This window comes from Bacillus sp. NEAU-Y102, from assembly GCF_054788175.1.
In genome coordinates, this window is record NZ_JBTWFK010000005.1 from 70,798 (window position 1) to 96,919 (window position 26,122).

Here is a 26,122-nt window from a genome sequence, read left to right on the forward strand (position 1 = left end):
CGTTTAACTGGAATCCACCAACATATTTCGGTGGACTTCAGTTATTTTTCATATAATCTTTTTATAAACTAGGTGATTTTCTATTTTTAGACTGCTGTTCATACGCATATCCCATATTGAAAAGCTCTCTTTCACCAAACTGTTTCCCTACAAACACTACACCGATTGGTTCTCCATTTTTATCATATCCAGCAGGAACCGCTAATTCCGGATAACCAGCTACAGCTGATAGAAGAACTTCATCGTTATTAATCATAACTAGAGCATCCAAACCTTTTTCTACTAAATACCTATCTAGCTCTTTTTTTGCATTTGCTTGACTCGTTTGTACTACGTTTTCGAACTCTTCTTTCGTTATAGCAGATTTTTCAGACCCCTCAATTAATGTTTGTCCGTATTTTATTCGTCTTTTACTATCCTTTTTATTAAACGCTATAATCTCTTCTAACGATTTTACCGGTATATTTTTTTGCTGTGAAAAATAGTCGTTTACATTATGCTTGAACTCATATTCTAATGTTTGCAAATTATCTACACCCTCAGCACTTAACTGGATATTATCAGCTAATATTGCACCTGCATCTTGAAGGTCTTTTCTAATTTTTTCTGCTACTGTTTTTCTATTTTCATCTTGTTGGTCTACAGAAAAAAGAAGCCCTATCTTTTTCCCTTTTAATCCATCTATTGATAAATCCTTTGTATAATCAATTCTTTCTTTATCTTTCATTTTTTCTGTCATAACATCTTTTTCGTCATAACCTATCATTGCATTAAATAACGTTGCTGCATCTTTTACTGTTCTTGCCATAGGTCCTGCTGTATCAAGAGTTTCAGCTAATGGAATAATTCCTGTTCTACTTACCATACCTAAAGATGGACGTAACCCAACTACTGATTGCTGCGCCGCTGGTGCAACAATCGATCCCGTCGTTTCTGTTCCAATTGCAAGCGGCGCAAAATCTGCCGCAACTACTGTAGCAGATCCTGAACTTGATCCTGAAGTATCGAATGTAATCGGACCGTACGGGTTTAAATTTTGTCCTTTCTTCCCGCTATACCCACTTGGCATTGTAAAAGATAAATAGTTCGCCCACTCAGACATATTCGCTTTTCCTAAAACAAATGCTCCTTCTTCTTTCAACTGCTTCACAATTGTTGCGTCTTGATCTGCAATCCAATCTTTTAATACATAAGTTCCTGCACTAGTCGGCATCACTTTTTCCGTCTGTACATTATCTTTTACAACGACAGGAATACCATATAAATTCGAATTTTTGTTTCTACCCCGCTCTTGATCTAACTTTCTTGCTTCTTCCATCGCATTAGGATTTATCTCTGTAACAGAATTTAATGTTATTCCATTTTGATCATGTTTTTGTATTCTAAAGAGATAAATGCTCGTTAATTCTTCATATGACAACTTTCCATCATCAATCATTTTTTGAAGCTCATCTACAGTCGCATTTACGACTTCTTTTTCTTTTATTTTTACATTTTCTATATTGATTCCTTTAAGCTGATTATGTATCGGTTGTAGCACTCTTTCTTTATCATATACAATACGCTCAGGTTCCTTTGGAAAATAATTTTTATACACGTAATATCCGCCGACACACGCTAATAAGACAATGCCTCCAGCGATAGACAGCGTTACCTTTACCCATTTCTTCATGTTGCTTCCTCCACTCTATAAGGTGCTTCGTTACACGAAAAAGAGAGTTACCTTTTACTTAACTCTCTCCAATCAAAATGCTAAATGAAAAAATGAAAGATTTCAATCTAATTACTTCTTTTTTGCATTTGCTTTGCTAACATTTCTTTCACTTGATTATACGTTAACCCTGAATTTTTATTTAAACGCTTTACTTCCTCAACATCAGTACCTACCACTGTATATTTTTTCTCATCATTCATTTTTCTAATTCCCTTCTCACCGGATTATTTCTTATATTTCTTCCCTAAATGCACATAAATTAACACCACTACAAAAAAGGAAGCTGTTTTTAAGCACAGCTTCCTTCTCGTTACATATTGTATTTCTTAATAAAATTTCACTACATCTTCAGTAGGCAAGAACGTTCTTTCTGCTGGTTGTTCGTTTGGTTCACCAAATGGCATTTGACCTACTAAGCTCCACTCTGCTGGAATGTTCCAAGTTTCTTTCACTTCAGCATCTACGATTGGGTTGTAATGTTGTAATGACGCTCCAATTCCTTCAGCAGATAATAGCATCCACACAGTATGTTGTAACATCGCATTTCCTTGATGAGACCAGAATGGGAACTGATCTTTATATAATGGCGCATTTTCTTGCATTTTTTGTACAGTTGCTTGATCTTCAAAGAATAGAACTGTTCCTACACCTGCATGGAAGCCTTTTAGTCTTTCTACAGTCGCTTCAAAGTTTTCTGCTGGTACGCGAGCTCTTAGTGTTTCTTTAACAATATCCCAAAACTTTTCATGCTCTCCATCCATTAATACAACCATACGACCACTTTGCATATTGAAAGATGTTGGTGCGTGTAAAGCTGTTTTTAACACTTCTTCAATTCTTTCTTTCGTAATTGCATCGTTTTTTGCTACTTTACGAATTGAACGGCGATTCACAATTGCTTCTTTTAAGTTTGTTGTAGTTGCTGACATTTTAATTCCTCCAAATGTTTGTTTTATAATTTATTTTGTTATTTCATAACAAGCGAATTAGCAATATCCATCGGTATTACATTGCATACCTTCAAATGAATTTGTTTTATCCTTTTCAATTTCTTTATCAATGACCCTTTCTAGTGTTTCTTTACTAGCAAGCCCTTGAATGACTTCATCTCCAATCATGACAGTTGGAACAGCCATAATATTCGCTTCATCATATGCGTGTTGAATTGCTTCTTGATGCTTTTCTTTATATTTACGAATTACTAAAGCATCTTTAAATTCCGCCTCAGGAAGTCCTACTTCTACCGCTAATTTTGTTAACACATCAATATCTTCAATGTTTTGCTCTTCTTGGAAAAATGCTGTGAATACGCGGTGATGATACTCATTACCTAGTCCACGTTCTTTCGCAAATTGACATCCTTCGAAAGCTAAATGTGTATATGGATGTGGTGAAACACGTGGCAAGCGCATATCAATTCCTAACTTCTTCGCTGTCGGAAGAATGAAAGCATCCCATGAACCTAATTTTTCTGGTTCATTCCATGGATCTATTTTTGAATATGGACTTGGACGTAATTCAAATGGCATCCATTCAATCTCTACATCTTTCTCTTTCGCTACCTCATCTAATGGACCTTTTGCTAAAAAACAAAACGGACATATAAAATCTGAGTATACTTTCATTTTTACAGTCATAACTTTTACACCTTACCTTTATTGTTGTAATCAAATCAGTTACATTAATGACAAAAAAATATAAATAGGATTTAAGCATTCATTTTTTCTTGCAAAGTTTCAAACAACTGCCCCATTGTAATATTTCTCAAAACTTCTTCCATCGCGGATTGTGCTTGAATTAAAATAATTTCTAACACCGCTTGAATATTCGCCCCAATTGGACAATCTGGATTCGGTTGCTCGTGAATATGAAATAGCTTGTCTTCTTCGACTACGTTCACTGCATGATACACATCTAACAATGTGATTTCATATAAATCCTTTAGTAATCCCGCGCCACCCGGTCCACGATTTACGTAAACAAAGCCAGCTTGTTTCAAGTACGACATGATTTTACGAATGACTACTGGATTTGTATTGACACTCTCAGCCATATAGTCTGAAGTACAAAGTGAAGATGGATTGTTTTTCAAAATAGATAAAATATGAACAGCTATGGAAAAGCGGCTACTAATTTTCATCGTAATCACCACCTCGATGTAATCATTATAGTTACAACTAAAAAATAAGTCAATCCTTTTCATAGATTTTTTATAAGTAAATTAAAAAGTGTCCCATTATGATATATGAGACACCTCTTTTTATTCTGCAAATAGCGATTGAAATTCTTCAATAAATAGCTGCACAGCGATTGAAGAATCCTTTAATGAAGGAACAGCTAAAGCAATTTCTCTCCATACTTGTGGTTCCAATTCTCTCGTTTGCACATTTTTTGGTAAATTCGTTAAAGATAATTCAGCTAATATTGCAATGCCCAATCCTTCTTGAATCATATTTAAAGCTGTAGTAACTGTCGAAATTACATATTCAGCCCGAAGTGGTACGTTTGCTTGTTTAAACATATCAATAATGGGTGGTTCGTATCCACCCTTACATAATATGATCGGTTCATTCTCTAAATCACAAATTGTAAGAGCGTCCTTCTTACAGAGAGGATGATCCTCTCTTAAGATAGCAACCATTTTCCCCTTCGTTAATGGAACAATCTCCATATCTTTATTAGGCAAAATAACAATTCCTATATCAATAACCCTCGATACTAACCAATCTTCAACTTCTTTAATCGTTCCTTCACAAAGAACGACTTCTAAGTTCGGATACTTCTCCTTAAAAAGGTTTATCATTTTGGGTAAGAAATGTGCAGAAGCGCTCGGAAAACTCCCAATTCGAATCGTCCCAACTTCGTGCCCTTTCTCCATCGCAACTTCTTGTTCAATCTTCTCTACACCGTTCAAAATCTCTCTAATATGTACAAGAATTCTGTTTCCTACATCCGTAACAATTAATCCTTTTCGTTTATCACGTATAAGAATCGTAACTCCTATCTCTGACTCAATACTTGAAATCGCATGACTAACAGCTGGCTGCGTCATATTTAACACCCGAGCTGCCTTCGTAAAACTACCTAACTCAACGGTTTTTATTAATACTTGCAGTTGTGTAATGGTCATAACTAATCACTTATACTCCCCATAAAAAAGATTCATTTTATTTATTACAGTCGATATCATATCATAGTGAAATGAATAACAACAAGGAGGTCTTACCGTGACACAGCTTTCTCGAACTAAGACGGCCATAATCCTTACCTTTCTCGTTTTCATGTGGGGAATCAATTGGCCTTTATCTAAGTTTGCCCTGCATTATACACCACCCGTTTTATTTGCAGGCGTTCGAACTTTAATTGGAGGATTCATTTTACTCCTTTTCGCATTACCGAAATACAAAGAGTTACACTTAAAAGAAACTTGGCATTTATACGTTATTTCTTCTTTACTTAACATCATTATATTTTACGGATTACAAACTGTAGGCCTTCAATATATGCCAGCTGGGTTATTTTCCGCCATTGTATTTCTACAACCTGTTTTACTCGGCGTTTTCTCATGGATTTGGCTTGAAGAATCTATGTACGGCTTAAAAATTTTTGGGCTTGTTCTTGGATTTATTGGCGTGGGTGTCATTAGCTCTAGTAGTTTAACTGGACATATCTCTATTATCGGAATCCTTCTCGCGATAGGATGCGCTATTGGCTGGGCACTTGGAACAGTATTTATTAAGAAGACTGGGCACCGCGTTAATTCCATTTGGATGGTAACACTTCAGCTCATTATTGGCGGGCTTTGCTTAATTGGATTTGGTTCAGAGTTTGAAAGCTGGTCTAGTATCGCTTGGAGTATACCATTTGTTAGCGTACTTCTCTTTATTTCGTTCTTCGTTATTGCAATGGGGTGGCTTGCATACTTCACACTTGTTGGAGCTGGTGAAGCAAGTAAAGTTGGGGCTTATACATTCCTCATTCCACTAATCGCTATTATTGTAAGTTCAATTTTCTTACATGAGGCCATTACAATGAGCTTATTTATTGGGCTATTATTTATTGTTGTGAGCATTTGTTTTGTAAATATAAAACCAAAAGCACTTGCTATAAGGCAGCAAGTTGAATTGAAATAAACGTAAGAAAGAGCCTACTGTTTGTAGGCTCTTTCTTACGTCTTACTTTTTACGACGTACTACAAAAACACACGCACCAACCGACGATACAATCGCCAAAATAGATAAGACAATCGCTATTACTTGCATATTACTAGTGCCTTCATTCTTTTCTACACTAGACACTTCACCATGTTCTCCTGTTAATGACGTACCTTTTGCAATTGTAGTAAGTGAATGTGGTTTTTCAGCTTTTTCATCGCCTGTCCATTCAACAATTTCTCCATCTTTATATTGTTGATATGCGTCCCAAGCTATTTTTTGCTCTTTATCCGGATTTTTAGCGACGAAAGTAAATCGTTGGAATTGACCGGTTAAAATCCCTTCTCCTGTCGCTTCCCATACTACAGTTTTCACTTTTCCAGCACTATCTTTTTGCGCTTCCACTTTCCACCCTGGCACTGGCTCATACTGTTGAAACTCAACGCCAGACGGTATTTTTAGTGTGACTTTTGTTGTTGCTATATTTTTTTCAACTGGTACCTTTATTGTGTAAGTCTCCCATGAATTAACATCAGAAGTTTCTGGCTTTACCGTCACATGAGCACTAACAGGTAACGAAAAGATTCCCATTGCAATTATTGTTGCGATCATTGTTGTTCCTAATTTTTTTATACGTTTCATTTTCTATTAACTCCCTTTCATCTATAACGCCTCTTTATCTGCCACCTACAATAAATTTATAATCTGTATCGAAGCTATCCAGAGATTTTGTTAATCCATGAACATGTATATTCCAGTTTCCTGTCATGTTAATATACATACCTTCTGCTTCATATTCTCCCGGTGAAACTGCTGAAACTTTAAATGAACCTTTTCCCATATTCATATCTAATGATTGAGTAGTTAAAATAATTTGCTCCATATCAGTAACAGGTTGTCCGTTTTCATCCTTTAAAGTAATATGAAATGTATTTTGTCCTACTTTATTAGGACTTACATGTAAAGTAAGTTCATACCCATTATCCAGTTGCTTACTTTCTGTAAAAGGTCCCGTAGGAGGCATCGGTGGTGTTTGTACGTTTGTCATAAAAGCTACGATGACAAAAATGATAATTCCGATGATAAACTCTACTTTCACCGTAGCGCCTAATCCCTTCTGCGCTCTCATTTTCCCTTTCACATAATGTACAATTCCCAATATCCCCATGAAAATGAATAAAAGTATTTTTGCTAATAAAGCTAATCCATACTTCGTATCAAATAAAGAGTGGATTGTTGGAATAAAAAATGTACTGTTAAAAAGACCTGTTATTAAAATCACGATGACAGCACCTGTTGCCCACGGTGAAAAACGCTTAATCATATCCCAATACATACTCCACTTGTCATCCTCTTTACGTAAAAGAAGAATAATGGATGATAGACCGCCAATCCATAATGAAGCTGCAAATAAATGCAGAAAATCCATAACGACAGCAATCTCTTTAAACTTCAAACCATATGCATGACTATTAAAGGCTTTCATAACAAGTATCCCGATAAACAATACTATTGGAATACTCCATACTTTAAACGACGATAGCTTCCCACACTTCATCGCAAAATACGTAACAATTATAAGTGAACTAATAAGAACCATTTGAGTAATCCATACATATCCAAAAACAGAAAGCTGTAACGTTTCTTTTAAGAGTAAAGGATTGAATGCTTCTAGCCATGAAACATCTGCATTTATTTTTGCTTGTAGTGGTAGATTGAATAACAAGCTAATAAATATCCCAAATAAGGAAATCCATATTATGTTCTTACTCCTTGATCGAACCGAGGTTGCATTCCCTTTATACATAATAAGATTAAAGAATAGCACTCCTATAAATAGTGAGAAACTTGTATATAGAACCCCACGTTCCATAATCATATCTATTTGCGGGACATACCCCATCTCTTCTACTTGTACATCATCTGCTCCCGCTTCCGCTGACCCAATTCGGAACGGAATAACTCCTTGAATTGGATGTCCATCAGCTGAAATCACTTTCCACTGAATAGAGTAGAGTCCGTTTTTCAGATTTTCTTTTAACCCTGCTTCTAATAGTTTTTTGTTTTTTTTATCAATATGAGCATCTTTCAAATCGACCCTTTTACCTGATGTATCCCTCACGTACAATGTATTAAAACTTGAAACTTGTATGTCCTCATCGAATTCGATTTTCACAACAGATGGTGCCTTCTTCAAAGTTTCATTTTCAACAGGGTTTGATTTCACAACGTACGCATGAGCAGATGTACTTTTCGGTATCGATATGATAAGCACACATGCAATTAATAACCATGTCCCTAACTTTCTCATTACTTTCACAATCACTTCACTTCTTTCTTACTCATCGCTATACTTCCATTCCTTTAACTTTCCAAGTTTGATTATCGGGCGAAATATTAACCTTATTAAATATAATCTTCTATACAGTATAACTATTTATTTCTCTCTCACCTCTAAACTTCCAATATAATAGTAACTACCTTCATAGATACTACTTACATTTTTAAAGTTGATTGTTATTATATCATAAAATATATTTACGTAAGTTCCTGAAGAAGAAAAGTTATCGTGAATCATTTGTGAAGAAAGTGTGAAATACATAAATAAAAAGGTATTACGTTATTACGTAACACCTTTAAAAAAATATCCCTCTTCTATTTCTCTTCCGGATAATCACAATACTCTATGATTGTTCCCTCTGTATCCGCTGGGTTAAGATAGATTAATCTTCTGCCGTGTTTATTAATTCGAAGTGTATGCTTTAACGTTCGAATACCTTGTTCTTTCAATTCCTCTAAAGCCACATCTAAATCATCTACTCGATACGCAACGTGATGAACACCTTTACCTTTTTGTTTAATAAAACGGGCAATTGGAGATGTCGTATTATTCGTCGGTGCAAGTAATTCAATTCTATCTCCATCCACTTCAAGAATGGCTACTTCGCTTTCCACACCAGGAGCTTCACTTACGTAACGATCTATTAAAGTTCCTAGTAACACATTTTCATAAAAACGTATCGTACTATCTATATCACGAACTGCGATTCCGATATGATCAATTGTTTTTTTCATTTTATTTCCCCTACTACTTTATTTTTTCTCATTATTAATAGTAACAAAAAAAGCTATAGAAACAAGTCTATAACTTTTTTTATTTAACCTATTTTCTTATCTGCTCTAGTTGCTGGTTGAACTTGGTTTTTCACTTTTAAAATGCTAATGCCATATCCGATAAATCCACCGATAATCGCTGGGAAGATCCAGCCTAGTCCTACTTCCTGCATCGGAAGGAATTTAGTGAACACTTGGCTTACTACTTCAATGTTAACTCCAGCTGCACTTAATCCATCGAATAAGCTGATGATAAATGTTACGATCAAGCTTACTTGATAAACTTCCGCTCTTCCTTTAAATAATGAATGGAAGAATGTTAAGAAAATCAATACGATTGCTAGTGGATAAATTGCTGTTAATACTGGAACAGAAACTGCGATTAATTGTGTTAATCCTACGTTTGCAACAATGGCACTAAATACACAGAGCGTGATTGCAATTGCTTTGTAAGGAACATTTGGGAATAACTTATGGAAGAATGAAGAACATGCTGATACAAGTCCCACACTAGTTGTTAAACACGCTACTGTAATCATTAATCCTAATAATACTCCGCCGTATGATCCAAAATAGTAGTTAGAAACTTTCGCTAATACTTCTCCACCGTTCTCTAAATGTCCAAGCTTTGCAACACTTGAAGCACCCATATAAGAAAGAGCTGTATAGATAATTGCTAAAATAGATGCTGCAATTATGGTCGCTTTTGCACAAACGACCATAATTTGTGTTTTCGTTTTTGCACCTTTTTCTTTAATTGCATTAATGATAATAATCCCGAATACGAATGATGCGAGCGTATCCATCGTTAAGTATCCTTCTTGGAATCCTTTAAAGAATGCATGTGATGTATAAGCTTCCACTGGTGCTTGCATATCTCCAATCGGATGTATAAAAGCAACGATTACTAAAATACCGATGAAAGTCAACTTAATTGGCGTTAAAATTTTTCCAACAATATCGACAATTTTCGCGGGATTTAGCGAAAAAAAACAAGTGATGCTAAAGAATATAATTGTGAAAAGAATTAAAGGTGTAGAACCTACTCCCTCTGGCATAAACGGCTTAAGACCAATTTCATAAGATACATTTCCTGTTCTCGGTATTGCAAATAACGGACCGATCGCTAAGTATAAAACTGTTGTAAACACAATCCCGAACACTGGGTGAGCGCGACTTGCTAATGACTGCAAATCATCTTTACCTGAAAAACCAAATGCTAGTACACCTAGTAATGGTAGTCCAACACCAGTTACTAAAAATCCAGCGTTAGCAATCCATACATTCTCTCCTGCTGATTGACCAAGCATCGCTGGGAAAATTAAATTTCCCGCTCCAAAAAATAGTGCAAATAACATTAATCCAATAACTACTATGAACGAAAACGGTACTTTATTCGCCATAATATAACCCCCATTCAAATTTCCTTATCTCATTTTCCAATTTTAACTAATTGAATTTTCTGAATATTTAATTTAAGTATCAACTATTCTTGAACTCATTATAGTTTGCTATATAATATTTTGCAATACTATTTTCGAACTTTTCTTTTATTTTATAAATATACATTTTTTAACATGAAAAATAGACTAAAAAACCAACATGGTCATCCATGTTGGTTTTTCCATTTACTATCATGAATTAAAATTTCGCTGCTACTTTTTTAACGTTTTCTAGACCTTCTTCAACAATTTGTTGTGAACGATCTGGATATTGATTGTGCCCTTCAATTACAACTGTCTCTGGATTTGTAATTCCCCAGAATCCAAGTACAGTTGTTACGTAATTAACTGCCATTTCCATAGGAGCCATTTGTTCTGAAGAGTAATCTGAACCACGAGCACCTAACACAACTACTTTTTTACCACCAACTAAACCTTCTGGGCCATTTGCTGTATATTTAAACGTTTTTCCAGCTTGAGATAAGTATGAAATATATGTGATTAATGGTGCTGGTACTGTAAAGTTCCATAATGGGAATGCAAATACAACCTTATCAGCTTCTAAAAACTGATTTAAATATTGATCTACTGTAGCAACTGCCTTCTCTTCTTCAGCTGTTAACTCCATGCCTTGGCTACGTTTATATCCACCTGAAATCGCGATATTTCCGTAATAAGGAAGATCTAATGCAAATAAATCTAATTCCGTAATTTCTGTATTTGGATTTGCTTCTTTATAAGTACTTACAAATGTTTCATACATTTTTGAACTAACTGCTTGCTCCGCTGGACGATCGTTTGCTTTTACAAATAATACTTTTGACATTTTTTTATTCCCCTCTACATTCTTATTTTCTTCTTTTTTACCAAATAACGAGCTAAATAATCCCATTTTCTTCACCTAAACTTTCTTATCATATTCATTATTCATCATCATAAAAATTCTTATTCTAATAAAAAGTTCCAATTGATACCTTAAGTAAAGCCAATCAAAACTTTTTGTTATTTAATTACCTTATGTAAGTGATTGTAATATATCAACTTACTTTAGTCAAGTAACTTTTAATAAAAAACAAAATCTCAATTTAAAAATATTAACTAAAATACAATTGAACACCAAATACATCTTTATTACTTGTATAATAAACTTAGAGAGGAAAATTCATATATAGAAAGGATTTATTCATGAGCACTATAGAAAAGATTCAAACTTTTATTATTCTTTTTGCTGTTACATGCGGCATCGTACTCGGACAATTTAATATGATACATACGTATTCAGACAAGTTTATTGTTCCCTTCTTATTTTTTATGCTATATGGATTATTCCTCAGCATCCCATTAAAAGAAATAAAAAACGGATTTCGCAATTTAAAATTTGCTGGAACAAGTCTTACTATTAACTTCTTATGGACACCTTTACTCGCTTGGGGGTTAGGGGCACTATTTCTTTCAGATCATCCAGCACTTTGGGTTGGATTTATAATGTTAATGGTTACTCCATGCACAGATTGGTACTTAATCTTTACTGAAATAGCGAAAGGAAATGTAGCACTTTCTACTGCAATTTTACCTGTAAATTTAATTTTGCAAGTTCTACTCCTTCCAATTTATTTATTTTTATTTGCTGGTGTCATGAAAACTGTAGCGGTTTTTGTTTTAGTAGAAAGTATTGTTATCGTAATCGTCTTACCATTTATACTTGCACACGCTACAAAATTCATTATGAATAAAATGAAAAAAGCTGAAACTCTCGAGAATAAACTCATTCCGTTTTTCAGCTCTGCTCAAATTGTATTTTTAAGTTTAGCAATAGTAGCGATGTTTGCATCACAAGGTAAATATTTACTGCAAAATATGAATGTCGTTTTATTATTACTCGTTCCTGTTCTATTGTTCTTCATCATTAATTTTTTACTAGGACAATTTATCGGGCGCATGATGCATTTATCTTACAAAGATACAGTAAGTCTAAGCTTAACAACGTTAGCAAGAAACTCACCTGTTGCACTCGCTATCGCTGTGACCGCTTTTCCAGATGAGCCTCTTATCGCACTTGCACTCGTTATTGGACCATTGATTGAGTTACCAGTACTAGCTTGTGTGTCACAAGTTTTGTTGCTTATTAAGAAAAAACGGCAATACGCATAATAAAAAACGTCCCATTTTGGGACGTTTTTTATTATGGAAAGATTACATACAACACTTATTTCTTATTTATCATTACAAATGAAATTACCGAAACTACAAACGTAATAATACCAATTATAATAAAGTGAAACTTTAATCATTGGGGGTTTTGTTCATCCCCCAATGATTATTAGCCCTCACCACTCCCGCATTAACAGATCCTTTCTAATTAAAAATGATAGGAAACGTAAATATGACGAAAGCTGCCCAAAGTCCGTATATTGGCAAATACTTCGTAACGGCATCTTGGATAGCTTTTGGTCCTGATTTATTTTGCAAGAAACGCATATAGGAAAACATAATCCAAATTAGATTTGCCCAGATCAGTATGTTTACACCTAAAACAGCTAGTCTATTAGGTGTAATCCCGTAAGAAGAAAGTCTAAATACGATGGCTGACAATGCAACAGTATCAATAATAAGTGCCAGAACAATTAAGGCAAAATTTATATAATCTGAAATACTCTTTTTCTCGTCTGAGTCACTCTCAACGATAGAAAATATAGTAACAGCCAATACACCAAGCAGTATTCCGTTGAAGGCCATTAGGAAATTGCGATCCAAGAATGGATTTTTCCCGACCAAAATTACCGTTATAAGATAGATAAGCAAGGTAATCAGGACGAGAGGACTAAAAATTTTAGATATGTATGGTGTAATATTTTTAGCAAGCTTAAGATTCATTGATACTAAGTATGCAGTCACAATAGCGAGAGCCGCTGCTCCAAATAAAACAACATTACTAAAATAGAATTCTCCTATATCTAAGTCAACAAAGCTAAATAAACGCATGGTGAATATTGCTAGTATCATTCCGCTCACTGCCATGCTCCCGTAGAGAAGACAATATTCTAAATTAAATTTAATATAGGCTAATCTTGTACTGCCTTTTGAATATTCATTTCCTGTAAATGCAAGCCCTACTAAGACCCATAAAAATATAGGAAGATGTAAATACGCAAGTATGGTACTGTCTTTATAATTTATTGGCAACGTATTAAGATACACCCCGGAAACTAGGAATAACGCTATAAGGGAATAAATAATACTTTTTTTCGGCTTATTATTGTAAACAAAATAAGCAGCAATAAAGGGAATTACACCAAAAGCCAAATTAATTGGAGCAATTGCTTCCTGCTCAACAAAGTGGAAAATGATTCTAGTGCTTATGCCGGCCAGAATAGCTAAAAGGCCCATGAATAAGAAACCTTTTTGAAACAAAGATGTTTTTTCTTTATTTACTTTCTCCTTAAAATGCAACCTTTCATACCAAGCACCTAGAATTTGAGAATCAGGGTTTTGGTCCCATGCTTGTGAGAATGCTTTTTTAAAAGCTTTCGGATCTTTTCTATACATCTTCTCCAACTCATGGGGGTTATCCATATGTTTAACAATCAAATTGTTAATGTTCATAGTTATACCTCCTCTAATTTTAAAAATAAGGTTGTTACCTTTTAACAAAAGCACCTCACTCATTTATTATGATTTTGATTTTAATACAAAATTTATCGTTTTACAATAAAAAATTATTATTTAAAGGATTTTTTTTATCGTTAAATTTTATATAAAAGAAAAAACAAAAGAGCATGACAGTTTTATGTCATGCTCTTTTAACAAATTAATTCTCAAATACAAAATTAATCTTATTATCTTTCCACTCTAATTTCGCATCAAACGTTTTCTCGCCCTTTTTAAAGCCTTTAATTAAATCAGTCTTTTCACCTTTTAAGAGCTTTGTCATATTCTTTTGCGAAATTGTTTTACTTAATATCTTCTTTGAAATGGTGAAATCACATTGCGTTGTATTATAGTTAGAACAACCGTAAAACGTTGACTTATCAATTACATCGCCATCACATTTTTTACAGCTACCAACCTTTTTACCCGTTGTAAATTTCGATCCTTTTCGTTCAATCGATTCAACATGTAGTCCCGTGAAATCCCACTTCTCAGACATTTCCACTGCGTCTTCAATAATTTTAGCTGATAGCTTTTTCGTCTGTTCCATAAATGTAGCTGGTGAAGCTGTACCTTCACCAATTTCCGCAAGACGTTGTTCCCATTTCGCAGTCATTTCCGGTGAAGCTAGTATTTTGTCACCGATTGCGGTAATTAATACTTTTCCTTTATCAGTCGCATACACTTGGTTTTTCTTTACATCTATATATTTACGGTCTTTCAGCATCGTAATAATACCCGCGCGGGTCGCTTCCGTACCTAAACCTTCTGTTTTCTTCAATACCTTCTCTAGCTCTTCATTCTCTAAATACTTACCGGCTGTTTTCATTAACGTAATAAGTTGTCCTTCTGTATAACGCTTCGGTGGCTGTGTTTTTCCTTCTTTCACTTTCACCTTTACAACTTTTCCTTCTTCACCTTCAGCTACAATTGGAAGAATGGTTTCGTCATCTTTATCGTCTTGGAAAATAACTTTACGCCAACCTTCTTGAATTTGCTGTTTTCCTTTTGAAATGAATTCAGCACGTTCATCTACAAGCGTTACAATCGTTGTATAGTCAAAGATTGCAACTTCATAATGAGCTGCAATAAGCCTTCTTACGATCATATCGTATATTTTCTTTTCATCACCTGATAGTCTGCTTGGGTTTGTAACTTGCTCTGTCGGAATAATCGCGTAGTGATCTGTTACTTTCTTTTCATTTACATAACGCTTATTGTTCATAATGGATTCAACCGGAGCCGGTAATAAACCTTTATATTCATCAAACTGACTTAACTTCTGTAAAATATCAGGGAAAGTCGCTGCTTCTCCTTGAGTAACATAGTTAGAATCTGAACGTGGATAAGAAACAATCCCTTTTTGATAGAGTGCTTGCGTTATATCAAGCGTCTTTTTCGGTGAAAACTTAAAGGCTTTATTTGCCGTTGCTTGCAGTGATGATAAGTTGAATAAAAGCGGCGGCTGAAACTCTTTACGCTCCGTTTTCATTTCCTTCACAACAGCCGGTTTCCCTTGGCAAAATGCCGCAATTTTATTCGCCATATCAGGGTCTTTTAAGCGGGATTCATTATCCTTCTCCCATTTCCCGTCATATTTCTTTCCTTCTATATTAAAGGTTGCAAACACTTCCCAGAAAGGCTCTGACTTAAAGTTTTCAATTTCTTTCTCACGCTTTACAATCAATGCTAACGTTGGTGTTTGGACACGACCAGCAGAAAATACATCATTCATTCCTTTTTTCTTTAACAAAATACTAAACACACGTGATGCATTCATGCCAACAACCCAGTCAGCACAAGATCTTGTGTATGCTTCGTAATACGTATTAATTGTATCTGATTCATCAAGTAAATTTTTAAACCCTTGATAAATAGCTTGCTTCGTTAAAGACGAAATCCATAGACGCTTCATAGGCTTTTGCACGTTACAAAGATTAATAATATTTCGTACGATTAGTTCCCCTTCACGCCCAGCATCGCCTGCGTGAATAATTTCTGTTACCTGTGGATTATGTAACAGCTGTTTCACAACGTTAAATTGCTTATACTTTGACTTTGTTACTTCAAATTGAAAACGCTCTGGAATCATCGGTAATGTATTAAGTGACCATTTTTTCCACTCTGCGTGATAATGCTCTGGATTACATAACTGCGTCAAATGACCAATTGCCCATGTACAGTACGCTCCATTTGGAAATAACTCATTTGCTTCTACTTCTAAATATCCATCTTTCCGGCGATATTTAAACTGTGAAACAAGAGCCAACCCTTGATCTGGTTTCTCGGCAATAATTAATTTCATTTTATAACTCCCTATCTGTATTCCAGTGTTACTTTCATTGTCTATATGTTTAGAAGCGATGATAAAACAACAATCTTATTTATCATTCGCGGTTTGTCTCGCAAATGTGAGACCTATAATATTATACGCTTATTCTTTATGGCTTCACAATAGAAACTCATAATATAACAATTTCTTTCACATGCTTACAATTAAAAAAGACGCCCTAAAAAATCAAGCGTTCCTTTGCTTACATCTATGAAATTGTGCAGATAATATGCAGATATAAATTATCATAAGTACACATATGATGAAATGAACGATAGGACAAGGAGGTATCATAATGTTTGCTTATACGTTAACTACCTTAACACTTTGCTGTACCTCAATTCTTATTGCATCCAATATTTCCAAACGTAAGGGTACCCTAATGGAGTATATGGTATTTATTATGTCTTTTAGTATGAGTATCGGTTTAAGTATTGGTTTTTATTTAGGCATTCTCTTTAAGGGGGAATTACTATATTCTACTTTACTTGCTATTTTAATTAGTGGTTTTATCGGTTTTTTAGTGGGTCTACGTTTTCACCTATATACTGCTTTAGAAGGAATGTTCTCTGGATTAATGGCAAGTATGATGGGAGCAATGATTACAGAAATGTTAAATGCTCAACAAGCTCATAGTATATTGTTCATTAGCCTTTTACTTACTATAACGATTACTATGTCCTGTATAATTCAATTGTTATCGGAGAACTTTTCTACTTTTATCCAACAGCGTTTTTTGTTATTACTTTCAATTAGTGTAGTAATTATCGTTGCCGTATTCGCGACATTCCCAGATCATACTCCTGCACCTGCACCTTCACCTGGGCATAATCAACATATACATTAGTACTTGCAACAAAAATGAATAAGCAGCTATCCATAGGATAACTGCTTCCTATTATTCTGGCTTATTAGGAATGTTTTGGTTTGGAACATAGTCAGATTTATAATCTGTATAGTTCACTTCCGTTACCATCCCTGCTGAAGCATGATGTAGGTCGTGACAGTGGAACATCCACTCACCGGGATTGTCTGCTACAAAGGCTACTTCATATTCTTCTCCTGGTTTTAAGTTCAATGTATCTTTTACAATTGGAGAACCTTTTATCGGTTTTCCATCTTTACTCAACACCTGAAAGAAGTGCCCGTGTAAATGCATTGGGTGATCATCCATTTTAGAACGATTTACCAACTTCACTTTTACTAAATCACCCTTTTTTACTTGAATTGGGTCAATATCCGGAAATACCTTTCCGTTAATTGTATATACCATTTCATTTCCATTCATTTGCGTATTTAAGTCCATATTATATGTGGCAGTATACTCTTGATTTAACGTGAAACTACCTAATTTTTTAGTACCATATTTCATTATATCTACTTTCGGTAATTTTTCTTTTTCGTCTGCTTTATCTTTCATCTCTTTGCTGCCATCATATTCAATAACAGCTTTCATTCCTTTTGCACCTTTATTTTTCGAATGGTCTTCAACATACCATTTCCCAGTTTTATTAGCAGTAAATTCAATATCATAACGTTCGCCCGGTGCGATTGAAATTACTTTATCCTTTATAACTTTTGGATCGTTTATTGGTTGACCATCTGTCGCAATTACTTTTATATCATGACCGTGAACATGTATATCATGTGATAGATAACCAGCATTAACGAGTCGAAAACGAACTTTATCTCCCTTATTCACTTTCAATGGCACTACTAAATCACCGCTTTTTCCATTGATTGTGAATAAATCATACATACTCATATCATGACCTTCCATCTTCATATTTCCATGGTCCATTCCTTCCATATTACTAGAGTCTTTTTGATCACTGCCCACGTCCATACCAGAATGATCCATGCCGTTCTTATCATCATTCTTTTCCTCATTTTCATTACCTTTAGATTTATTACCTATTTGCCCTTTTGTCATTTCTTTTAACTGCTTATTCATTTCTTCTTTATCTGTAACCCATTCATCCAACATTAATGTGTAATCTTTATCATATTTTTCCTTTGTATCTTCTACAATGAGCGCTCCATACAAACCTCTATCTAATTGATTTACAGAATCTTGATGCGAGTGATACCAGTACGTTCCTGGTACGTTCGCTTCAAATTCGTAAGTGAAACTTTTTCCTGGTTCAACTGCATCTTGTGTCACGCCTGGAATTCCATCCATGTTATTTGGGACAGGATATCCATGCCAATGAATAGATACTGGTGCAGATAATTCATTTTTTAATGTCACTTTCACCTTTTCACCTTTTTTCACCCGAATTTCTGGACCAGGAGATGATCCATTAAATGTCCAGACTGGAACAATAACACCGTTACTTAACTTTTGCTTTTCTTCTTTCGCTATTAAAGTAACTTCTGGTCCTTTTTCAACCTTCAATGGTTTTGTAGCTGTTTCAGTCTGTATTGTTTTTTTATCTTTCATATTTTTATGATCATTTGTTGTATTTGTGGCCAAAGAACATGCAGCAATTAAAAATATTACAGAGACCGTAACAGCTTTTAATACAAATCGCTTCATGGAAAATCCCTCCTTTTTCAAAATCATTATAGAAGTTGATTTTCAAGAAAATAAGGAGATGTAACTAGATTTTACGTAAGCTAATTGGAAGATTACTAAAAGTGGAGACATTACAAGAGGCGAATATTTTAGAAATACAAAATGCTTTCCTTGTAGCGACTATATTAGCCGTTCTCGTATTTGTTTTGACGTTATTTCTTAAGAAACAATAACACTTCTATTATTAAATAAGAAAAATGTAGCTAAAATGCTCTTCACAAAAGAACTTAGATTTTTGTATAATAAGAACTAATGTTCTTCACAGACAATAGACTCAAATTACACAAATATATCAAATAGAAGAGGATTGATATACGATGAAAATTGATAGACCAAAAATTTCACCAGAGTTATCTTCAAAGAATTTTCAAGATATTTTTTATGAAGAAGATCCAACATTGGAAGTGTGTGAAATTATAGACTCCACTTTCGAAAATGAATCTGTAGATAGAGTACGATTATATGATGCGGTGATAAAAAACTGTAAGTTTACTAATACAGACTTTAGCAATATTGATATTACAGATGTTTGTTTTGAAAACTGTGATTTATCAAATGTTAATTTAAGCAATTCTTCTGTTCACAGAGTCGAATTTAAAAACAGTAAATTAATCGGAGTAAATTTCACAGAATCTAGCTTAGGAAATGTTAAATTTGAGAATTCAATTTTGAATTTAGCGGCATTTGGAAATTCCAAACTAGAAAAAATCATCTTCAATGAAACTTCATTAAATATTGCAGATTTTTTTGACTGTAAACTTAAAAAAGTTGAATTCCAATTATGTAGTCTTGATGAAGCTAATTTTGATCAGACATCACTGAAGGGGATAGATATTAGTTCTTCTAGCTTTGATACGCTTACAGTTTCAGTGAACGATTTAAGAGGATGTAAAGTATCAACATATCAAGCTGTTCAGTTTGCAACTTTATTAGGATTAATAATTAAAGATTAGTATTTCGAAGATAAAAGAACCCTATCCCGAATCATGGATTTTTTAATTGTCCGCGATTCGAGATAAAGTTCAAATAAATTAGTGATGACTTTTTATTATTTAACTACAGCTTGGTTTCCTTTTACATGTTCATTATTTATACTCATAAATTCTTCAATTTCTTCAACTTCTCTAATGATATCTTTTGACAAGTTTTCATACCCGTCTTTCGTTACAAGAATATCATCTTCTATTCGAATACCAATTGACTCTTCCTCAATATAAAGACCTGGTTCTATCGTAATAACCATACCTTCTTCTAACACTCTATCTTTATATGTTCCTACATCATGTGTATCTAAACCAAGGAAATGGCTGACACCATGATAATAGTATTTTGATAACTCTTCATCTTCTTGAATTAAACCAATTGCTTTACACTCTTCTGCCAGTACCTTTTTTGTATGCTCATTTAATGCAGCGAACTTTAATCCTGGCTTAATAATCTCTGTTGTTTCTTTTAATGCTTTTAATACAATATTATAAATTTGTTTTTGGCGACTAGAGAATGTTCCATTTGCCGGGAATGTATAACTAATATCAGCGTTATAGTAGTCTTTTTGAGCGCCTAAATCTAGCAATACTAAATCACCATTTTGAATTTGTGCATCATTATCTTCATAATGAAGAACTGTAGCATTTTTCCCACTCGCCAAAATTGTATTGAATGCATGGTGCTTAATGCCAGATGATTTCAGTGTAAAATCAAATTGTGCTTCTAATTCATACTCCATCATGCCTGCTTTTGCATGCTTAAGTACATTGTAAATACCGTCTTTCGTTATAGCAATCGCTTCTTTAATAATTTCAATTTCTTCTTCTGTTTTAAATACTCGTAATTCACAAATGTTCGGATATACATTACCAATTGTTACGTGTGGGTATTTTTCTCTTACATGTTTAGCAAATGCTAATGTTTTTGTCTCCATACCATTCCACTCACGACTTTCTATATCTAAATATAGATGCTTCGCATTTTCTGTAAAAAGTATATTTGACATTGTCTTTTCAAAGCTATCTAAATATACAACTTTCTTTATACCTGAAATTCCCTCTGCTTCTTCGCTAGAAACTGTTTTCCCAACCCATTTTTCCATTACTGGATCTGATTTTTCAATGAAAAGTGTCTCTTCTACACTATTCCCAAACTTTTTCAGCATAAAAATAACATTTGGTTCACCGATTCCCGTTAAGTAGTAAAAATTACGATTCGGTACAAATTTATAATGTGCATCGGCTGACATATGAGGTGCTTGTCCAGCAAATAAAATCGTAATGGATTCCTCTGGTAATGTGTTTGCTAATCGTTCTCTATTTTGAGCAAAAAATGTTGATTTCATAATAATCCCCCTAGCGTTTTATGTATAATTGTGAAACTAATTATTCAATACACTTCATTCTATTATTGTTATAATTTTTCGTCAATTTTTAACTAAATTTTAGATAGTATTGACACAGACAACTAAACAAGTTACAATAACTATAAATTAGTAAGTTACTAATTTAAATTTAAATAAGAGGTGAACAAAATGCAAAACATTTTATTCCGTATTAATGAATTATCAAAAAAAGAAAGAACATCTGGATTAACAGTTGATGAAAAACAAGAACAACAAATGTTGCGTCAAAACTATACAGAAACATTTCGTGGAAGCCTAGATTCCATTTTATTAAATACAAAAATTGTTGATCCTAATGGTCTTAACGTTACACCAGTTGCATTACAAGATGCTCAAATACGTTTAAAATTAAGCAAATGAGTTCCGCGCTAAAGAATTTCAATAAAACATAAACAGAGCTGGATTTCCTATATAGAAATTCCAGCTCTGTTTATTGTCTTTTCTAATTTAGTAAACGAGCGATACATCGCAATTCTCCACGACACAATCATCGCAAATGCAAGTAAGAAAAACATTCCGCTTAACTCTGCCAAATCAATTGATTGGCTTAAATATGACTTTAATGCCACGCGTACAGCTAATAAGCCTACTAAAATAAATATGAATGCTTTTGACGGTTTCATAAATATATGTTCGCCTTTTATTTCGAACTTAGTTGTTTTAATAAGAAAAATAGAGAAAATAAGCCCTATACTAATTGCCTCGACTATTTCTAACGATGTTAATCGAAACTCTAGTAAAAAGTACATCATCGCGCCTGTACTCATAAAAATTGGTGGTAATATAATTTTCTTTTTCGTTACCGGCTTTTTCGCTGCTTTAAAACGTAGAAACATTACTCCAACAGTCATACAAAACGCTATGACACTTGATAAAAGTGCTATCATACTCTTCTCACTCCTATCTATTTAAAAGACTTTTTGAGCAAAATCATAAACCAAACGAGCCCGATACTTATAATAACATGACCTAATCCAGCCATATGGCTTAAACCGTAAAAGTCAGTTCCATTTACTTGTAAAAGACCTCTCCATAGCATTGTAGCAATAGTAAAGATTACTCCTACATTATAAACAACAAACCATGCACAAAAGCTCTTTGTTTCTTGTACATGAAACACTTTACATAAAGCGAAAGCAATTAAAAAGAATACAAAACCGAGCACTAATACATGTGTATGCACTAATTGCAACATTGTGGATCCTTTAATTCCTTGTGCTTTCGTATACTCTCTTGCAAATACACCTGATAATAAACCAATAATTAAGTAAATAAATGCCGCATTATATAATTTCTTCATTCTATTCCTCCTGTTGCAAACTTTCTATATTCGCTACAATCATTTTACGGAAATTTTATGAACGGAATATGAATAAAATATTACATCCTATTTTCAAATAAAAAGCCATTTTGTTTATATTGGTTTACCCATTTCAAAATTGCGGTGTCTCTTATACCAATAGCTTTACTAATTTCTCGGTAACTTTCATTTCCGTTCAAATAACGTTGAACGATGTATATTTTTTCATCAGTTGTGAATTTAACCATAGAAAAACTGCACCCCAATTGTTAGACTGTGTCTAACAATTGGGGTGCAGTTCAGTTTTTAATGGTGGGATGCTCTTTTATAATTTATTCATTATTGATTATTTTCCATCCTGTAAGTTTCTAGCTTAATTTAAACCATTGCTTCAGTTTCTATAATTACTAAAATTACCCTTTTCTCATAACCGTCTAATATTCCTAGAATTTCTGGGATTTTTGAGTTCATGCGGTTAAGCCCTCTCAATTATTTTAGAACTTAACTAATCTTAGTTTGTAACTCCATTCCAAACATCGACATCATTATCATCTAAAATGGCTTTGATTTTATCTTTCTCAAAAACTACCAGATATTCATAAGGTAAGGCTAAAACTTGAATAATTGAAGGTCTAATTTTTAGTAGCTGATATGCGTAATATGCTTCTAATTCACCGTCAGTTTCTTCTGTTTCATCGACAGGACCGATATACCAACCAGAATCACCTTTGTCACAATCCCTAGCTCTTTGTAAATAAACCTCATCTAGTTGTAACACATTTTTTGAAGTCACTATTTTATCGCTAAACTTTATTGTTTCACCGTCAATATTTAACTGACGTAAACAATGCACTTGTTCTAATTGCACCCATAAAGCAATTGTTAGATCATCTGTAGTATCCTTAAATGGATTTTTTGTATAATCTGGGGCAATAATATGATACCCATCTTCACGTTTGGATAGAACAAAAATAGACCAACCAACTTGCATAGAAAATCTATCAACTAATTTGTTATCTTCTACTTTAGTTAGCAAATACAATAACTTTTCTATCTGGGGGCCTAAATGTTCTTCTGCTGTAGCTATTATCTTTTTACCACCTATATTTTTAACTATTGTTTTCAATGGATTGTAACCTCTCTTTTATTGATTTTTTCAAAGCTTCTCTAGCCACTGCTTCACGTTCTAACATTTCTAGTCTTATAATTTCCGCCGTATTTAGGGTGCCCCGGCCATGTACTCCAATCTTTTGCATTCTTAGAAGCATTTGTTGGTTTTCCAAGTCCAACAAAGTTTACATCCATATTAAGCACTTCTATTTGTTGTTCTCTCGGTAATAGGTCAAAACCTTCCATGTCCGTTATTTCTTTCATTGAAACAATGTGGTCAGCTTCAAGTTTTTCCACTTCATAACCATATACAGGATCAATTTTGGGTACGTCTGTATTTACGCTTTTTCTTATCCTATTATTGGGTGTTCTCTTCCTTAAATCTTTATATTCCTCTTTTGAAACCGCAAATTGATTTAATAAGTCTTTCGCTTCTTGGTATGCCCCACCAAGTTCATATTTTATAGAACTTCCTCCAACATCAGCATAAGCCAAACGGTTTCCAGTGTTCAACTTAAAATCAGTTAATACATTTCTATATGCAGCAGAATTAGTCATAAACGACTTTCCTTTTGCTAGGTTGCCAGCGATTGCTAACTTCCCTGCTTGTCCTGCTTTACTAAGACCTTTATCACCAATAAAACCTGTTAATAATGATGCTACACCATAGGCAGCATAGTGCTCTCTACTTTCCATATCTCCGTTCCAGAAATCATTAATGAATGAATCTGATAAAGTATTCCATGCATCTACAGCACCATCTACAAAACCTGTAGAAATACCAGTCCATGCATCACTTAGATCCTTTTTCTCTCTTTCCCAAGCCTTCTCGAAGTCAGATTTAGGCGAAATTTTACCGCACATTGCACCTTCTTCAATTGAATTATCAGCCTGACGATTCCTATCTTCTGTAATCGCCTGGATAGAAGTCGTCCACTCCATATTCAATACTTGTGTACTAAATGTACCACTTGCAGGACTAAAACCTTTTCCACTTTGTACTTCTGCAAGACCTGTAGCAATACTATTAGCTAATTGAATTGCTGTAGCATAGTTATTGCTAGACGTTTGATTAAATTCATGTAGATGGTCTAACTTTTCTTGAAGTTTTTTCCTCATGACAGTAAAAAGATTTGCCATAGCGTCTATACCTGGTATTGGCATAGTTTGAGTGATGGCTTCCATACTTGCTTTCATTCGGTCAATCTCTCGAATTTGTTCTAATATTTCTTGTTCAATTACATCTGCCTGAGCTACTTGTGATTGAAATTGACTTGGAAATGCATCGTTCTGACGGATTAATTCTTCACATAAGTATATGATTCCTTGTGCTAAAGGGCGAAAGGTTTCTGCGAAAAATGCTTTTGCACTATCGTAAGTTTGCCCTTATAGAACGGTATCACTTGTAAAAGCATCAATCGATTGAATGGCTTGTTCCATACCTTGAATGGTAGCTGTACATACAGCATTCATGCTTTGAGTTTGGCTTTGTACTTCTCCCAAATACATATTTAAACTCATGCATTGACCTCCCTTGCTAATTGTTGTTGCTGGTAGGATAGGTCGTTTTCTGAATCACTAAGGTCTCGTCTTTCTTTAAGTAATGTTTCTTTTTGATTTTCTAATTCAAATGTAAGTTTTCGCTCAATGTGTTGTGCTTCTTGACGGATATTTATAAAGAAATGAGATAACTCTTTATCGTTGTGCCAAGTTTCTAAAATACGGTTAAATAAGCGGTTGCTTCGATTTTTAAATTCGTGAAAATCAGCTTCCGCTTGTTCCTGAGTTCGAAGCGCGGATTGATTTCGGTCCTGTTCTTCAAATACACTTCGTAATTTTTGATTTAACTGTTTAATTTGTTTTTTGATATCTCGATCCATTTTTTTCCTCCTAAAGTTTTATCTTTACGAAGGTGGTCATATTAGCGGAAAGCATTGTGAAGCTCGTGATCCATTCTCTCAAACTCTTTGGCTACCGAATGAATATTATCGACCGCTTGTTGAAAGGCGGTGGAAAATTGTTTCGTCAAATCTAAAACTTGTTGGTTCGCTTCTTGTGCTTTTGAATTAACTGAAAGCGTAGTACGTGTCGCCTTTTTTATAGAACGATTTGTTGCGCTTTGGATTGTATCTGAAGCTGCCCTCATTTGCGTTGCGATTTGTGTAGCGCTTTGAAAATTACTTTGAAATTGTCCCATCGTATAAACCCCTTCTATACTTAATAGAGCATGAAAATTATACCATATTAGTATAGATTTTTATATTGATAGAGAACCTTTGTTGGTAGGGCGTTTTTTAGAGTACGAAAGGTAATTCAATTATAAAAATAGCCTATCATC

25 protein-coding genes and 2 pseudogenes are annotated in these 26,122 nt (G+C 34.1%); 5 read left to right on the forward strand and 22 right to left on the reverse strand.

Annotation, left to right across the window (positions count from 1 at the left end; genetic code table 11):
* Positions 1-61: 61 nt before the first annotated feature.
* The 6 genes from ACYFX0_RS14380 to ACYFX0_RS14405 all read right to left on the reverse strand — a co-directional run bounded on the left by ACYFX0_RS14380 (position 62) and on the right by ACYFX0_RS14405 (position 4,844).
* Positions 62-1,672, reverse strand: coding sequence for an amidase family protein (locus ACYFX0_RS14380; protein ID WP_460270818.1), 1,611 nt, complete (start codon positions 1,670-1,672; stop codon positions 62-64).
* A gap of 107 nt (positions 1,673-1,779) precedes the next feature.
* Positions 1,780-1,914, reverse strand: coding sequence for a hypothetical protein (locus tag ACYFX0_RS14385; RefSeq protein ID WP_000997346.1), 135 nt, complete (start codon positions 1,912-1,914; stop codon positions 1,780-1,782).
* 126 nt (positions 1,915-2,040) lie between these two features.
* Positions 2,041-2,643 (reverse strand): nitroreductase family protein, encoded by a 603-nt coding sequence (locus ACYFX0_RS14390; RefSeq protein ID WP_001277013.1) that lies wholly within the window; start codon positions 2,641-2,643, stop codon positions 2,041-2,043.
* 57 nt (positions 2,644-2,700) lie between these two features.
* Positions 2,701-3,351, reverse strand: coding sequence for a DsbA family oxidoreductase (locus ACYFX0_RS14395; RefSeq protein ID WP_000216666.1), 651 nt, complete (start codon positions 3,349-3,351; stop codon positions 2,701-2,703).
* A 71-nt stretch (positions 3,352-3,422) separates the two neighbouring features.
* Positions 3,423-3,854: an Rrf2 family transcriptional regulator gene (locus tag ACYFX0_RS14400; RefSeq protein WP_000704085.1), complete on the reverse strand. Its 432-nt coding sequence runs from the start codon at positions 3,852-3,854 to the stop codon at positions 3,423-3,425.
* Between the two features lie 120 nt (positions 3,855-3,974).
* The gene (locus tag ACYFX0_RS14405; RefSeq protein ID WP_000156761.1) at positions 3,975-4,844 is read right to left on the reverse strand and encodes a LysR family transcriptional regulator; all 870 of its coding nucleotides are present in this window, start codon (positions 4,842-4,844) and stop codon (positions 3,975-3,977) included.
* A 97-nt stretch (positions 4,845-4,941) separates the two neighbouring features.
* Between ACYFX0_RS14405 and ACYFX0_RS14410 the strand changes: the two genes are divergently transcribed.
* On the forward strand, positions 4,942-5,847 hold the full coding sequence (locus ACYFX0_RS14410; protein WP_000192819.1) for a DMT family transporter: 906 nt from the start codon (positions 4,942-4,944) through the stop codon (positions 5,845-5,847).
* Between the two features lie 42 nt (positions 5,848-5,889).
* Here the strand turns inward: ACYFX0_RS14410 and ACYFX0_RS14415 are convergent, their stop codons facing one another.
* From ACYFX0_RS14415 to ACYFX0_RS14435, 5 genes are all read right to left on the reverse strand, one after another.
* A complete protein-coding gene (locus tag ACYFX0_RS14415; RefSeq protein WP_000821388.1) occupies positions 5,890-6,510 on the reverse strand; it encodes a YcnI family copper-binding membrane protein in 621 nt (206 codons plus the stop codon).
* Positions 6,511-6,544: 34 nt separating this feature from the next.
* Entirely contained in the window at positions 6,545-8,194 is a 1,650-nt protein-coding gene (locus ACYFX0_RS14420) for a copper resistance CopC/CopD family protein (protein ID WP_002083252.1), read from the reverse strand.
* Between the two features lie 329 nt (positions 8,195-8,523).
* Positions 8,524-8,943 carry a VOC family protein gene (locus tag ACYFX0_RS14425; protein WP_000750851.1) on the reverse strand — a complete coding sequence of 140 codons (420 nt, stop codon included), beginning with the start codon at positions 8,941-8,943 and terminating at the stop codon, positions 8,524-8,526.
* An 83-nt stretch (positions 8,944-9,026) separates the two neighbouring features.
* On the reverse strand, positions 9,027-10,385 hold the full coding sequence (brnQ, locus tag ACYFX0_RS14430) for a branched-chain amino acid transport system II carrier protein (protein WP_001284783.1): 1,359 nt from the start codon (positions 10,383-10,385) through the stop codon (positions 9,027-9,029).
* A gap of 238 nt (positions 10,386-10,623) precedes the next feature.
* On the reverse strand, positions 10,624-11,316 hold the full coding sequence (locus ACYFX0_RS14435; protein ID WP_000522502.1) for an FMN-dependent NADH-azoreductase: 693 nt from the start codon (positions 11,314-11,316) through the stop codon (positions 10,624-10,626).
* Between the two features lie 293 nt (positions 11,317-11,609).
* On the opposite strand from ACYFX0_RS14435, the gene ACYFX0_RS14440 reads away from it, so the two are divergent.
* Complete coding sequence (locus ACYFX0_RS14440; protein WP_000103812.1) at positions 11,610-12,575, forward strand: arsenic resistance protein; 966 nt, start codon at positions 11,610-11,612, stop codon at positions 12,573-12,575.
* A gap of 204 nt (positions 12,576-12,779) precedes the next feature.
* On the opposite strand, the gene ACYFX0_RS14445 is transcribed toward ACYFX0_RS14440, so the two are convergent.
* Together ACYFX0_RS14445 and topB are read right to left on the reverse strand one after the other, a co-directional pair.
* Positions 12,780-14,027 carry a DUF4153 domain-containing protein gene (locus ACYFX0_RS14445; RefSeq protein WP_001024710.1) on the reverse strand — a complete coding sequence of 416 codons (1,248 nt, stop codon included), beginning with the start codon at positions 14,025-14,027 and terminating at the stop codon, positions 12,780-12,782.
* Positions 14,028-14,232: 205 nt separating this feature from the next.
* A complete protein-coding gene (topB, locus tag ACYFX0_RS14450) occupies positions 14,233-16,377 on the reverse strand; it encodes a DNA topoisomerase III (RefSeq protein ID WP_000766771.1) in 2,145 nt (714 codons plus the stop codon).
* Positions 16,378-16,699: 322 nt separating this feature from the next.
* Here topB and ACYFX0_RS14455 point away from each other — a divergent pair, with 322 nt between their 5' ends.
* The gene (locus ACYFX0_RS14455) at positions 16,700-17,251 is read left to right on the forward strand and encodes a hypothetical protein (RefSeq protein WP_016077856.1); all 552 of its coding nucleotides are present in this window, start codon (positions 16,700-16,702) and stop codon (positions 17,249-17,251) included.
* Between the two features lie 51 nt (positions 17,252-17,302).
* Here the strand turns inward: ACYFX0_RS14455 and ACYFX0_RS14460 are convergent, their stop codons facing one another.
* Complete coding sequence (locus ACYFX0_RS14460; RefSeq protein ID WP_000820011.1) at positions 17,303-18,943, reverse strand: multicopper oxidase family protein; 1,641 nt, start codon at positions 18,941-18,943, stop codon at positions 17,303-17,305.
* Between the two features lie 356 nt (positions 18,944-19,299).
* Between ACYFX0_RS14460 and ACYFX0_RS14465 the strand changes: the two genes are divergently transcribed.
* Complete coding sequence (locus ACYFX0_RS14465; protein ID WP_000687269.1) at positions 19,300-19,935, forward strand: pentapeptide repeat-containing protein; 636 nt, start codon at positions 19,300-19,302, stop codon at positions 19,933-19,935.
* A gap of 95 nt (positions 19,936-20,030) precedes the next feature.
* Here the strand turns inward: ACYFX0_RS14465 and ACYFX0_RS14470 are convergent, their stop codons facing one another.
* Positions 20,031-21,314: an aminopeptidase P family protein gene (locus ACYFX0_RS14470; protein WP_000842964.1), complete on the reverse strand. Its 1,284-nt coding sequence runs from the start codon at positions 21,312-21,314 to the stop codon at positions 20,031-20,033.
* 189 nt (positions 21,315-21,503) lie between these two features.
* On the opposite strand from ACYFX0_RS14470, the gene ACYFX0_RS14475 reads away from it, so the two are divergent.
* Positions 21,504-21,734: a DUF896 domain-containing protein gene (locus ACYFX0_RS14475; protein WP_001179616.1), complete on the forward strand. Its 231-nt coding sequence runs from the start codon at positions 21,504-21,506 to the stop codon at positions 21,732-21,734.
* A gap of 47 nt (positions 21,735-21,781) precedes the next feature.
* Here the strand turns inward: ACYFX0_RS14475 and ACYFX0_RS14480 are convergent, their stop codons facing one another.
* The 7 genes and pseudogenes from ACYFX0_RS14480 to ACYFX0_RS14510 form a co-directional block, all read right to left on the reverse strand.
* Complete coding sequence (locus ACYFX0_RS14480; RefSeq protein WP_016077858.1) at positions 21,782-22,261, reverse strand: CcdC family protein; 480 nt, start codon at positions 22,259-22,261, stop codon at positions 21,782-21,784.
* Positions 22,262-22,278: 17 nt separating this feature from the next.
* A complete protein-coding gene (locus tag ACYFX0_RS14485; protein WP_016077859.1) occupies positions 22,279-22,674 on the reverse strand; it encodes a DUF2871 domain-containing protein in 396 nt (131 codons plus the stop codon).
* Between the two features lie 104 nt (positions 22,675-22,778).
* Positions 22,779-22,922, reverse strand: a pseudogene (locus ACYFX0_RS14490) (transposase); the annotation flags it as partial.
* A gap of 263 nt (positions 22,923-23,185) precedes the next feature.
* A complete protein-coding gene (locus ACYFX0_RS14495; RefSeq protein WP_000849724.1) occupies positions 23,186-23,800 on the reverse strand; it encodes an immunity protein Imm33 domain-containing protein in 615 nt (204 codons plus the stop codon).
* Positions 23,801-24,563: 763 nt separating this feature from the next.
* Positions 24,564-25,305: pseudogene (locus ACYFX0_RS14500) on the reverse strand (T7SS effector LXG polymorphic toxin); the annotation flags it as partial.
* Positions 25,302-25,664, reverse strand: coding sequence for a DUF3958 family protein (locus tag ACYFX0_RS14505; RefSeq protein ID WP_460270826.1), 363 nt, complete (start codon positions 25,662-25,664; stop codon positions 25,302-25,304). The pseudogene ACYFX0_RS14500 and the gene ACYFX0_RS14505, both read right to left, overlap by 4 nt.
* Positions 25,665-25,705: 41 nt before the next feature.
* A complete protein-coding gene (locus tag ACYFX0_RS14510; protein ID WP_016077862.1) occupies positions 25,706-25,981 on the reverse strand; it encodes a TIGR04197 family type VII secretion effector in 276 nt (91 codons plus the stop codon).
* Positions 25,982-26,122 lie beyond the last annotated feature (141 nt).

Bases quoted from the DNA above. Each gene is read 5' to 3' on its own strand.
- ACYFX0_RS14390 (WP_001277013.1), bottom strand. From the start codon at position 2,643: ATGTCAGCAACTACAACAAACTTAAAAGAAGCAATTGTGAATCGCCGT.
- ACYFX0_RS14400 (WP_000704085.1), bottom strand. From the start codon at position 3,854: ATGAAAATTAGTAGCCGCTTTTCCATAGCTGTTCATATTTTATCTATT.
- ACYFX0_RS14470 (WP_000842964.1), bottom strand. From the start codon at position 21,314: ATGAAATCAACATTTTTTGCTCAAAATAGAGAACGATTAGCAAACACA.
- ACYFX0_RS14425 (WP_000750851.1), bottom strand. From the start codon at position 8,943: ATGAAAAAAACAATTGATCATATCGGAATCGCAGTTCGTGATATAGAT.
- ACYFX0_RS14460 (WP_000820011.1), bottom strand. From the start codon at position 18,943: ATGAAGCGATTTGTATTAAAAGCTGTTACGGTCTCTGTAATATTTTTA.
- ACYFX0_RS14405 (WP_000156761.1), bottom strand. From the start codon at position 4,844: ATGACCATTACACAACTGCAAGTATTAATAAAAACCGTTGAGTTAGGT.
- topB (WP_000766771.1), bottom strand. From the start codon at position 16,377: ATGAAATTAATTATTGCCGAGAAACCAGATCAAGGGTTGGCTCTTGTT.
- ACYFX0_RS14380 (WP_460270818.1), bottom strand. From the start codon at position 1,672: ATGAAGAAATGGGTAAAGGTAACGCTGTCTATCGCTGGAGGCATTGTC.
- brnQ (WP_001284783.1), bottom strand. From the start codon at position 10,385: ATGGCGAATAAAGTACCGTTTTCGTTCATAGTAGTTATTGGATTAATG.
- ACYFX0_RS14445 (WP_001024710.1), bottom strand. From the start codon at position 14,027: ATGAACATTAACAATTTGATTGTTAAACATATGGATAACCCCCATGAG.
- ACYFX0_RS14505 (WP_460270826.1), bottom strand. From the start codon at position 25,664: ATGGATCGAGATATCAAAAAACAAATTAAACAGTTAAATCAAAAATTA.
- ACYFX0_RS14395 (WP_000216666.1), bottom strand. From the start codon at position 3,351: ATGACTGTAAAAATGAAAGTATACTCAGATTTTATATGTCCGTTTTGT.
- ACYFX0_RS14455 (WP_016077856.1), top strand. From the start codon at position 16,700: ATGTTTGCTTATACGTTAACTACCTTAACACTTTGCTGTACCTCAATT.
- ACYFX0_RS14465 (WP_000687269.1), top strand. From the start codon at position 19,300: ATGAAAATTGATAGACCAAAAATTTCACCAGAGTTATCTTCAAAGAAT.
- ACYFX0_RS14510 (WP_016077862.1), bottom strand. From the start codon at position 25,981: ATGGGACAATTTCAAAGTAATTTTCAAAGCGCTACACAAATCGCAACG.
- ACYFX0_RS14435 (WP_000522502.1), bottom strand. From the start codon at position 11,316: ATGGGATTATTTAGCTCGTTATTTGGTAAAAAAGAAGAAAATAAGAAT.
- ACYFX0_RS14440 (WP_000103812.1), top strand. From the start codon at position 11,610: ATGAGCACTATAGAAAAGATTCAAACTTTTATTATTCTTTTTGCTGTT.
- ACYFX0_RS14480 (WP_016077858.1), bottom strand. From the start codon at position 22,261: ATGATAGCACTTTTATCAAGTGTCATAGCGTTTTGTATGACTGTTGGA.
- ACYFX0_RS14415 (WP_000821388.1), bottom strand. From the start codon at position 6,510: ATGAAACGTATAAAAAAATTAGGAACAACAATGATCGCAACAATAATT.
- ACYFX0_RS14485 (WP_016077859.1), bottom strand. From the start codon at position 22,674: ATGAAGAAATTATATAATGCGGCATTTATTTACTTAATTATTGGTTTA.
- ACYFX0_RS14475 (WP_001179616.1), top strand. From the start codon at position 21,504: ATGCAAAACATTTTATTCCGTATTAATGAATTATCAAAAAAAGAAAGA.
- ACYFX0_RS14385 (WP_000997346.1), bottom strand. From the start codon at position 1,914: ATGAATGATGAGAAAAAATATACAGTGGTAGGTACTGATGTTGAGGAA.